Raw genomic sequence first — 10,424 nt, forward strand, 5'->3', positions numbered from 1 at the left:
CCCTTTTTTGCAGCCGCAGGTTTAGTCAGATGCGGTAGGTGCTTTTGGTCATGACCTTGGCCAGCAGGCTCATGCCGAATCGCACCGGCGCCGGGAAGCGGAAACCGCCGGCATCCAATGCACTTTCGGCGTGGTGCTCTTCATCGATACGCATCTGCTCAAGAATCGCCCGGGACTTTTCGTCTTCGGTCGGCAGTTGTTCCAGGTGTTCATCCAGGTGCTTGCACACTTGTTGTTCAGTCGCGGCGACAAAACCGAGGCTGACCTTATCGCTGATCAGGCCGGCAGCCGCGCCGATGCCGAATGACAAACCGTAAAACAGCGGGTTGAGCACACTGGGATGGCTGCCCAACTGGCGAATACGTTGCTCGCACCAAGCCAGGTGATCGATTTCTTCCTCGGCCGCATGCTCCATGGCTGCGCGCACCTGCGGAAGCTTCGCGGTCAGGGCCTGGCCCTGATACAGCGCTTGGGCACAGACTTCACCGGTATGGTTGATGCGCATAAGGCCTGCGACATGGCGGGTCTCGGTCTCGCTCATCTGCGCGTCAGGCTGCACGATGGCGGGCGACGGGCGGTACGGTTGGCCGCTGAAGGGCAGCAGTGTGCGCATGGCCATGTCGGCTTGCAGCAACAGACGGTCAATTGGCGAGTAGTGACGTTGGGTAGTCATGCTGACCTCCGGGAAGAATCTCGGCGGCCAGTTTACCGCAAGAGAGGATGAAGCGTTTGCGCTGAGTCAATGGCATGGGGTCGCAGCCTGGGACCACGACCCGCTTGAACAGGTTATCAGCCCGGCGGCCAATTCATCTGGCGCTGACCCAGTACGTGCATATGGATGTGATAGACGGTTTGCCCGCCTTTCTCATTGCAGTTCATGACCACTCGGAAACCTTCCTCGCAGCCCAGTTCAAGGGCCAGGCGCTGGGCGGTGAACAGGATATGCCCCGCCAGTGCTTTATCTTCTTCCTTGAGATCATTAAGGGTGCGGATCGGCTTCTTTGGGATCACCAGAAAATGCACGGGTGCCTGAGGGGCGATATCGTGGAAGGCCAGGACCTGGTCATCCTCATAGATAATCTTCGCGGGTATTTCTCTGTTGATGATCTTGGTGAACAGAGTATCCACAGCTGTTTCTCCATTATGAAAGTGCAAGGTGAGTGTACCCAGGCGATCAGCGCGGGCAATAGGCCTTGTTGATCGCACCGGCGATCTTGCGAGTCAGCCAGCGCGGGCTGAAACGCGGGCTGAAGGCCAGCCAGCGATTACGTCGCCCAGGAATGATGATGGCTTTGTTCTTTTCCAGCGCACGCACGGTGTAGAGGGCCACTTCTTCCGGGCTCATCAATTGCTTGCTGCGCTCGAGCTTGGGGGTGTCCATTTGCGCTGTACCAAAGAAGGCGGTGCGCGTAGGGCCGGGGCAAAGCACCGAGACCTTGATGCCACAGGTCTTCAGTTCTTCGCGCAAGCCTTCGGAGAAATGCAGCACATAGGCTTTGCTGGCGTAATAGCTGCTCATCCAAGGCCCGGGTTGGAACGCGGCGACCGAGGCGACGTTGAGAATCTGCCCGCCACCTTGCAGCGCCATGGTATTGCCCAGGGCGTGACACATGCGGGTGAGGGCGAGGATGTTGACTTCGATGAGGTCTTGTTCGGTCATCCAGTCTTGAGCCAGGAACGGCCCGCTGGTGCCAATCCCAGCGCAGTTCACCAGCAAGTCGATCTGCCGCTCGCCTTCTTCCAGCTCCAGCAGGAACCCGGACAAGCGCAATGGCTCGCCCAGGTCGCACGCCCGAAACAGTACTTCGACGCCGAAGCGTTGGGTCAATTCGATTGCAATGCTTTCCAACTGATCACGCTGGCGGGCCACTAGAATCAAGCTGCGGCCGCGACGGGCCAGGGCTTCGGCCAAAGCCAGGCCGATGCCGCTGGAGGCACCGGTGATCAGAGCGTAACGGGTCATGCCTTTCTCCATCGCAACGCCCCGCGCCTGGGATGGAGGCATCACAGGCGCGGGGCGTTTCTTTACTGTTCTGGAGAGTCTACAGGTTCGGCCGCGTCGTCAGCACTTTGCACGTCTTCTTCATCGACGATCACGCTTTGGTCGGCGTCTTCATCGGAGGTGATGGAGCTGCTTTCGTAGCTGCTGTCCACGTTGGCTTCGAGTTGGTCCAGGTAGCCGTTCATGCCCAGCGACACCACGAGGATGAGCATCAGCGGAATGAATGCCAGCCACAGTGAGGCCAGGACCTTCACTGCGGTGGAGTTGCGCGGTGGTGGTGCGCCGTACTGGTTGGCGCCGGTGTTACCTGGCACTACCAACAGCAGCAGCGGGAAAATACTGTTCACCAGCGGTACCAGGTTCAGCAGGTACAACCAGCCAGACCAGCCCAGATCGTGCAGGCGCTGCACGCCGATCTGCACGCTCACGACCACCACCGCGACGAACAGCGCGAAGCCCAGCAGCGAGCCGATGATAATGGCTATCGTCGGCGACGCGGTTGCGATCGCGAAGCCCACGGTACTGAGGATGCCTGCTGCGACGAGCATGGCCACGGTCAGTACCAGCGTCCATGCCAGGTACCGCAGACGACCAATACGGCCATTGATGGTGAAGACCTTGAGGGTGGCGTATTCCGGCAGGCTTTCACCAACGGCAGCACGCGGCGGTGCGTACGGGGACGCGGCAGGGCGCGAGAAGTCCGCAGCGCCGGAATCGGTCTCATGGGTTTCGGCAAGGCTGAAGGCTACGGGCTGTTCGGCCTCGATACGCGCGTCCACCCCGGCGTTTTTCAGCGCGGTGAGGTAGGTTTCGGCGTCGGGCCGGGACAGGTCGCGCTTCAGTGCAACCGGGCGGCCGGTGAAGAGTTTCTCGATTTCCTCGACTGTGCTCTTGAACAGTTCAGCCAGGTTCAGCTTGGCCGTGGTGCTTTCGACACCCGGGAGCAAGGCTCCATCAAACACAATCTTGAAACGGTTGTCGCTCATGCGGGCATCCTTGTCACGGAATCAGTGGGGTAGTGCAGGCCTGCTCAAATGGCAGGCCTTGCGGTTGGGTCAGCGTGGCCAGCGTAACTGTGCCGCCTGCTCGCGCGCCTTGCGGTATTCGGCATCCAGGCGGGCAACGAGTTCATCTACGCTGGGTAAATCATTAATCTCCCCGACACCTTGGCCGGCGGACCATACGGTCTTCCAGGCCTTGGCTTCGTCGCTCAGCGGCTTGAGCTTGGAGCCGAAGTTTACTTCGCCTTTGCCTTGCAGGGCAGCGAGGTCGAAACCGGCATTTTCCAGGCTCTGGCGCATAAAGCTTGCGGGTACGCCGGAGACAGCAGGAGTGTGCACGATGTCGGCGGCGCGCGATGTGAGCAGCATCTCTTTATACGCATCCGGCGCGTGGCTTTCAGTGGTACCGATAAAACGTGTGCCGAAATAGGCCAGGTCTGCCCCCAGCAACTGGGCGGCGAGTATCTCATGGCCGTGATTGAGGCAGCCGGCCAGCAGCAGGGTTTTATCGAAGAATTGACGAATCTCTGCGATCAGCGAAAACGGGCTCCAGGTACCGGCATGGCCGCCGGCGCCTGCGGCCACGGCGATCAGGCCATCCACGCCGGCTTCGGCGGCTTTTTCGGCGTGGCGCCGGGTAGTGACATCGTGGAATACCAGGCCGCCATAGCTGTGCACCGCATCTACCAGTTCTTTCACCGCGCCCAGGCTGGTGATCACGATCGGCACCTTGTGCTCGACGCAGATCGCCAGGTCCGCCTGCAGGCGAGGGTTGCTGTTGTGCACGATCAGGTTGACGGCGTAGGGCGCGGGATTGCCCAACTGCGCCAGGCCCGCTTCGATTTCCTCCAGCCAGGCCTTGAAGCCACTGCTCTCGCGCTGGTTGAGCGCCGGGAAACTCCCGACCACCCCATTGCGGCAGCAGGCCAGAACCAGTTGCGGATTGGAAATCAGGAACATCGGCGCAGCCACCACGGGCAGGCGCAGACGTTGTTCAAGCAGAGCGGGCAGCGACATTGGAAGTACCCCGAGTAAGTGAAGTTAGAACGGTTTGACCACGACCAAAATTACGATAGCCAGCAATATCAGAACCGGGACTTCATTGAACCAGCGATAAAAGACATGGCTGCGGGTGTTTTCGCCACGGGCGAAGCGTTTTACCTGCGCGCCGCACATGTGGTGGTAACCAATCAGCAACACTACCAGGGTCAGCTTGGCGTGGATCCAGGCGCCCGATTGAAAGATGCCGGGGTTAAGGACTATCAGCCAGATACCGAACACCAGGCTGGCCAGCATCGCCGGGCCCATGATGCCGCGGTACAGCTTGCGCTCCATGACGCTGAAGCGTTCCTTGCTGACGGTGTCCTCGCTTTGAGCGTGGTAGACGAACAGGCGTGGCAGGTAGAACAGCCCGGCAAACCAGCAGACGATGCTGACGATATGGAAGGCTTTGACCCATAGATAAAGCATTTTTAGTTATTCCCAGGTTCACGGTAGCGAAGATAGTAGTGGCTCATGCGCCCGTACGTCACGTTGACGGTTGTCCCAGGACGATGCGGCCCCTATTATCGACGGCTTTCCAGTGGGTTCGTTGAGGGCAGGTTTATGGTCAAGGTCGGTATCGTCGGCGGCACGGGTTACACCGGTGTCGAATTGCTGCGTCTGTTGGCTCAGCATCCGCAAGCTGAGGTGGTGGTCATTACCTCTCGATCCGAGGCCGGCCTGGCCGTGGCCGATATGTACCCGAACCTGCGAGGCCACTACGATGGCCTGGCGTTCAGCGTTCCGGACATCAACACCCTTGGCGCCTGCGATGTGGTGTTCTTTGCCACCCCTCACGGCGTTGCCCATGCGTTGGCGGGCGAACTGCTGGCCGCTGGCACCAAGGTCATCGACCTGTCGGCTGACTTCCGCCTGCAAGACGCCGACGAATGGGCCAAGTGGTACGGCCAGCCTCACGGTGCACCGGAACTGTTGGAAGAGGCGGTGTACGGGCTGCCAGAAGTCAATCGTGAGCAGATCAAGCAGGCGCGCTTGATCGCGGTGCCGGGTTGCTATCCGACGGCCACGCAACTGGGCTTTCTGCCGTTGCTCGAGGCCGGGCTGGCGGATGCTTCGCGCCTGATCGCAGACTGTAAGTCGGGTGTCAGCGGCGCCGGTCGTGGAGCCGCTGTAGGTTCCCTGTACTCCGAGACGTCGGAAAGCATGAAGGCCTACGCAGTAAAAGGGCATCGCCATCTGCCGGAAATTCGCCAAGGTCTGCGTCGCGCCGCCGGCAAGGACGTAGGCCTGACCTTCGTGCCACACCTGACGCCGATGATTCGTGGCATTCATTCCACGTTGTATGCCACTGTGGTTGATCGCTCGGTGGACCTGCAGGCGTTGTTTGAAAAGCGCTATGTCAACGAACCGTTCGTCGATGTAATGCCTGCCGGCAGCCATCCGGAAACCCGCAGCGTGCGGGGCGCTAACGTGTGCCGTATTGCAGTGCACCGCCCGCAGGATGGTGACCTGGTGGTGGTGTTGTCGGTGATCGATAACCTCGTCAAGGGCGCGTCGGGCCAAGCGGTGCAGAACATGAACATCCTGTTTGGCCTGGATGAAAAGCTGGGTCTGTCCCACGCCGGTATGTTGCCTTAAAGCCAGCCGCAAGCCTCAAGTTGTCAGCGGCAAGCTTGGAGCTGACGGCTTGAAGCTTGCCGTTGCTCCCTTAATAGTTGACCGCTTTTCTAGGAGAAGCGGATAATGTCCGCCATTACGCATATGGCGGCGCTACGCCGGGAGATTATCAGCATGAGCGTTGAATCCTTCACCCCCACGGCTTTGCAATTCACCCACGGTGCTGCGCACAAGGTGAAGAGCCTGGTCGATGAAGAGGGTAATGATCGCTTGAAGCTGCGCGTATTCGTTACGGGCGGCGGTTGTTCAGGGTTTCAGTACGGTTTTACCTTCGATGAAGATGTGGCCGACGATGACACTATTGTTGAGCGCGAGGGCGTAAGCCTGGTCGTGGATCCGATGAGCTTCCAATACTTGGCAGGCGCCGAAGTGGATTACCAGGAAGGTCTGGAGGGTTCGCGTTTCGTGATCAAGAACCCTAATGCTACCACCACCTGTGGTTGCGGCTCTTCGTTCTCGATCTGATCGACAGCCTGATCCACAACAAATAAAAAACGCCGCTTGGCTTTGATCGGCCAAGCGGCGTTTTGCTGTCTGCGATTCTGGCGAGGTGGTCGTCAGGCGGGGTAGATCGCGCCAAGTACCCGTAGCCCACGTGCGCCGGTGACACTGGGCCGGTTGGCGGCAATGCCTTCCAGGCAGCAATGAGCCAGCCAGGCGAAGGCCATGGCTTCGACCCAGTCGGGGTCTACGCCGTGCGTGGCGGTGCTGCTGACTTGAGTGGACGGCAACAACGCCGCCAGGCGGTTCATCATTGTGGTGTTATGGGCGCCCCCGCCACAGACCAGTAGCGTTGCTGTCTGGGGTTGTGCGGTTTGCAGGGCCTCGACGATGGTCAGGGCGGTCAGCTCCAGCAGGCTGGCCTGTACGTCCTGGGGGGCAAAGGCCGGCAAGCGACCAAGGTGTTGGTGCAGCCATCCGAGGTTGAACACTTCACGGCCGGTGCTTTTCGGGCCTTTGGTCAGGAAGAATGGATCGCTGAGTAGTGCCGCGAGTAGTTGAGGCTCGACCTTGCCACTACCCGCCCACTGCCCATCACGGTCAAAGTGTTCGCCACGCTGTTGTTGAATCCAGGCGTCCAGCAGGACATTGCCTGGGCCGCAGTCGAAGCCAGCTACGGGCTTGCCGGTTTCGATCAGGCTGAGATTGCTGAAGCCCCCGATATTCAACACTGCACGGTTGCCGGTGCTTTCGCCAAACAACGCTTCATGAAACGCGGGCACCAGAGGCGCGCCCTGCCCGCCGGCGGCGACATCGCGGCTGCGGAAGTCGCTGACTACGGCGATGCCCGTCAGCTCCGCAAGCAGCGCCGGGTTGCCGATCTGCACGGTAAAACCACGGGCGGGTTCGTGGCGGATGGTCTGGCCATGGCTGCCGATTGCACGTATTTCCCGAGGCTTGAGGTTTTGCTGGTCGAGCAAAGTGTGAATGCCTTGGGCGGCGAGGGTGACCCATTGCTGCTGGGCAATCGCTGAGCGGGCAATCTCATCCGGGCCGCTGGCGCACAGGCTTAACAGCTCTGCGCGCAGGGTATCCGGCATGGGGGTGTAGTGGGTGGCGATCAGATTGACCGCCGAGTCTTGTTCGATCAGGGCGATATCCAGGCCATCGAGGCTGGTCCCGGACATCACACCTATATAGAACGGCATACCTTAACGCTTCGCCGAGGCAAGCAGGGTGGAGCGCTCCTGGTCCATGCGCGCCATCAGAGGCTGGCTCTGTTGCATAAAGCGCGCGCGTTCGGCCTTGGCGATCGGGTCGGCCATCGGCAGTTTCTGGCCCAATGGGTCAACGTGCACACCATTGACCTGGAATTCATAGTGCAAGTGCGGGCCGGTGGACAGGCCAGTTGTGCCGATATAACCGATCACTTGGCCCTGCTTGACATTGCCGCCAGTTTTCACACCCTTGGCGAAACCTTGCATATGGCCGTACAGGGTGCGGTAGGTGTTGCCGTGCTGGATGATCACCGTGTTGCCGTAGCCACCACGACGCCCTGCGAGCAGGACCTTGCCATCACCGGCCGCCTTGATAGGCGTACCGCGAGGTGCGGCATAGTCGACGCCTTTGTGGGCGCGGATTTTGTTCAGAATTGGATGCTTGCGACCCATGGAGAAACGCGAGCTAATACGAGCGAAATCCACCGGGGTGCGGATGAAGGCCTTGCGCATGCTGTTGCCATCGGCGGTGTAGTAGCTGCTGTTGCCTTGCTTATTGGTGTAGCGCACGGCGGTATAGGTCTTGCCGCGGTTGGTGAAGCGTGCGGAGAGAATGTTGCCGGTGCCGATCACTTTGCCGTTGGCGACTTTCTGCTCATAGATTACGTCGAATTCATCGCCCTGACGGATGTCCTGGGCGAAATCGATGTCGTAACCAAACACGCTGGCCATGTCCATGGTCATGCTATGGGACAAGCCGGCGCGAGCGGCAGATTGCGACAGCGAGCTGTTGATCACGCCGTGAACGTAGGCGGAACGCATGACTGGCTTGGTGGTGATGCGGTTGAACGCAAAGCCTTTGGCGCCCTTGGTCAGGGAGATGCTTTCAAGATCGCTGACGTTAGTGTGCAGGTTGTTCAACTGACCGTCTGGTGTCAGTTCGAACTCAAGTTTCTGGCCGTGTTTGAGCTGGGTGAATTGCTTGGCTTGTTTATCGCTGGCCAGCACGTCGTTAACGGTGGCCGCGGGAAGGCCTACTTTCTCGAACAGGGTAGAGAGCGTATCGCCTTTCGCCACGATTACTTCGCGGTGTTGAGGGTTCCTGGCGGCGTCTGCTACGGGCGTTTGCTGTTCTTGAGCGGCTTGCTGGGTATCTTCCGGCGTGTTTTCGATCTGGGCAAAAGGCGATTCAGTTGGAGTATTTGTGGCTTTTTGGGCATCGGAAGCGTCTTGATCTTGTGTCAGTTGCTCAACCGGACTCTCCAAGTCAAGGCTCAGGGATGTTCGTTTGGCTTCTACGTCACTGGAAGGGAATGCCAGGAGTGCCAAGCTGAGAAGGGCGGCGATACCACTTGCAGCGAGCAGGTGGGTCTTCGGGTAAAGCGGCGGCGCTTTAGACGGTTCAGTGGTCATAGGTAATTTTGACTTTGAAGATGAAATGGAAAAGATGAATGACATGATGAAGATGAAATAACTGTATAAAATATAACCAAATCATCTGGGGCGCAAGCTCGCGAACGCTGAGCTCGCTGAACGGTGTCCGTGCGCAGGGCAAAACTTGTAATTAGTCCCTGATCTTGTATGGTTGGTTCCCTTTTGAATCTGAGCCTTGCGGGTCTGTTATGAAGTCGGTTGAAGAGCAGCTAGCGCTGATAAAACGTGGTGCGGAAGAACTGTTGGTCGAGGCCGAGCTGATCGAAAAGCTCAAGCGTGGCCAACCCCTGCGTATTAAGGCTGGTTTCGATCCGACGGCCCCGGACCTGCACCTGGGTCATACCGTGCTTATTAATAAGCTGCGTCAGTTCCAGGAGCTGGGGCATCAGGTGATCTTCCTTATAGGCGATTTCACCGGGATGATCGGCGATCCGAGTGGTAAGAGTGCGACACGCCCGCCACTGACCCGTGAGCAGGTTCTCGATAATGCCGAGACCTATAAGACCCAGGTATTCAAGATTCTTGATCCGGCCAAGACCGAGGTGGCGTTTAACTCTACCTGGATGGATCAGATGGGGCCGGCGGACTTCATTCGCCTTACGTCCCAGTACACCGTAGCGCGCATGCTTGAGCGCGATGACTTCGACAAACGCTATTCAACCAATCAACCGATCGCGATTCACGAGTTCCTGTATCCGCTGGTTCAGGGGTATGACTCGGTAGCGCTGCGCGCCGATGTCGAGTTGGGTGGCACCGATCAGAAGTTCAATCTGCTGATGGGGCGTGAGTTGCAGCGTGCTTATGGGCAGGAAGCTCAGTGCATCCTGACCATGCCGTTGTTGGAAGGATTGGATGGCGTCAAGAAGATGTCCAAGTCCCTGGGCAACTATGTCGGTATTCAGGAAGCTCCGGGTGTGATGTACGGCAAGCTGGTCTCTATCCCGGATGCCCTGATGTGGCGCTACTTCGAGCTGTTGAGCTTTCGCTCGATGGATGAGATCAATGCGCTGCGTGCGGATGTGGAGGCGGGTGCCAATCCGCGTGACGTGAAGATCAAACTGGCGGAAGAGATCGTTGCGCGTTTCCATGGTGAGGAGGCTGCGGCCAGTGCTCACCGTGCGGCGGGTAACCGCATGAAGGATGGCGAGCTGCCGGATGATCTGCCCGAGATTGAATTGACTGCTTCTGAGGCCATGCCGATTGCTGCTGTCCTTAATAAAGCGGGCCTGGTTAAGAACTCGGCGGTTGCGCGAGACCTTCTGGGGTCTGGCGGTGTGCGTATAGATGGTGAAGTGGTGGATCGCACCTTTATATACGAGCTGGGCGCTACCCACGTTTGTCAGGCGGGGAAGAAGGCATTTGCGCGTATTACGCTCAAATCCGAATAAACCCGAAATTAACTGTTGACGGCGAATTGTATCTGTCTATAATTCGCCCCACTTCCGGCGCAGTCGAAACGTAAAACTCCTTGGTAAACAAAGGGTTATGCAGGATTAGGCAGCGATTTGCTTCAGTTCATCGAGGCCCAGAAGAAGTTGATGGGGTCGTGTTGTTTGACGCTATTAACGATTCGATCTTCTCGGTCGAAAGCGCAGAAAAAGAGGTGTTGACAGCAGCGTGTAACGCTGTAGAATTCGCCTCCCGCTAACG

The 10,424-nt window shown here is 58.6% G+C and carries 11 protein-coding genes; 3 read left to right on the forward strand and 8 right to left on the reverse strand.

All coding sequences use genetic code 11. The features are described from left to right. Positions 1-25 precede the first annotated feature (25 nt). The 6 genes from coq7 to hemJ all read right to left on the reverse strand — a co-directional run bounded on the left by coq7 (position 26) and on the right by hemJ (position 4,473). Positions 26-673: a 2-polyprenyl-3-methyl-6-methoxy-1,4-benzoquinone monooxygenase gene (gene coq7 / locus FIV39_RS17540; protein ID WP_090401827.1), complete on the reverse strand. Its 648-nt coding sequence runs from the start codon at positions 671-673 to the stop codon at positions 26-28. 116 nt (positions 674-789) lie between these two features. Continuing rightward, positions 790-1,128, reverse strand: coding sequence for a histidine triad nucleotide-binding protein (locus tag FIV39_RS17545; protein ID WP_090401828.1), 339 nt, complete (start codon positions 1,126-1,128; stop codon positions 790-792). Positions 1,129-1,174: 46 nt separating this feature from the next. Beyond that, on the reverse strand, positions 1,175-1,963 hold the full coding sequence (locus FIV39_RS17550) for an SDR family NAD(P)-dependent oxidoreductase (RefSeq protein ID WP_090401829.1): 789 nt from the start codon (positions 1,961-1,963) through the stop codon (positions 1,175-1,177). Between the two features lie 62 nt (positions 1,964-2,025). Then, entirely contained in the window at positions 2,026-2,988 is a 963-nt protein-coding gene (locus FIV39_RS17555) for a DUF805 domain-containing protein (RefSeq protein WP_090401830.1), read from the reverse strand. A gap of 69 nt (positions 2,989-3,057) precedes the next feature. Then, the gene (locus tag FIV39_RS17560) at positions 3,058-4,020 is read right to left on the reverse strand and encodes an NAD(P)H-dependent flavin oxidoreductase (protein WP_090401831.1); all 963 of its coding nucleotides are present in this window, start codon (positions 4,018-4,020) and stop codon (positions 3,058-3,060) included. Positions 4,021-4,044: 24 nt separating this feature from the next. Then, the gene (gene hemJ / locus FIV39_RS17565) at positions 4,045-4,473 is read right to left on the reverse strand and encodes a protoporphyrinogen oxidase HemJ (RefSeq protein ID WP_090401832.1); all 429 of its coding nucleotides are present in this window, start codon (positions 4,471-4,473) and stop codon (positions 4,045-4,047) included. 135 nt (positions 4,474-4,608) lie between these two features. Between hemJ and argC the strand changes: the two genes are divergently transcribed. Then, positions 4,609-5,643: an N-acetyl-gamma-glutamyl-phosphate reductase gene (gene argC, locus FIV39_RS17570; RefSeq protein WP_090401833.1), complete on the forward strand. Its 1,035-nt coding sequence runs from the start codon at positions 4,609-4,611 to the stop codon at positions 5,641-5,643. A gap of 153 nt (positions 5,644-5,796) precedes the next feature. Next, positions 5,797-6,147, forward strand: coding sequence for an iron-sulfur cluster insertion protein ErpA (gene erpA / locus FIV39_RS17575; protein WP_003176443.1), 351 nt, complete (start codon positions 5,797-5,799; stop codon positions 6,145-6,147). A 92-nt stretch (positions 6,148-6,239) separates the two neighbouring features. Here the strand turns inward: erpA and FIV39_RS17580 are convergent, their stop codons facing one another. After that, on the reverse strand, positions 6,240-7,331 hold the full coding sequence (locus FIV39_RS17580) for an anhydro-N-acetylmuramic acid kinase (RefSeq protein WP_090401834.1): 1,092 nt from the start codon (positions 7,329-7,331) through the stop codon (positions 6,240-6,242). A gap of 3 nt (positions 7,332-7,334) precedes the next feature. Then, complete coding sequence (locus tag FIV39_RS17585) at positions 7,335-8,753, reverse strand: peptidoglycan DD-metalloendopeptidase family protein (RefSeq protein WP_146371565.1); 1,419 nt, start codon at positions 8,751-8,753, stop codon at positions 7,335-7,337. Between the two features lie 209 nt (positions 8,754-8,962). Here FIV39_RS17585 and tyrS point away from each other — a divergent pair, with 209 nt between their 5' ends. Next, positions 8,963-10,162 (forward strand): tyrosine--tRNA ligase, encoded by a 1,200-nt coding sequence (tyrS, locus tag FIV39_RS17590; RefSeq protein ID WP_090401836.1) that lies wholly within the window; start codon positions 8,963-8,965, stop codon positions 10,160-10,162. The last annotated feature ends 262 nt before the right edge of the window (positions 10,163-10,424 follow it).

This window comes from Pseudomonas grimontii (genome assembly GCF_007858185.1).
Lineage (GTDB): Bacteria > Pseudomonadota > Gammaproteobacteria > Pseudomonadales > Pseudomonadaceae > Aquipseudomonas > Aquipseudomonas grimontii.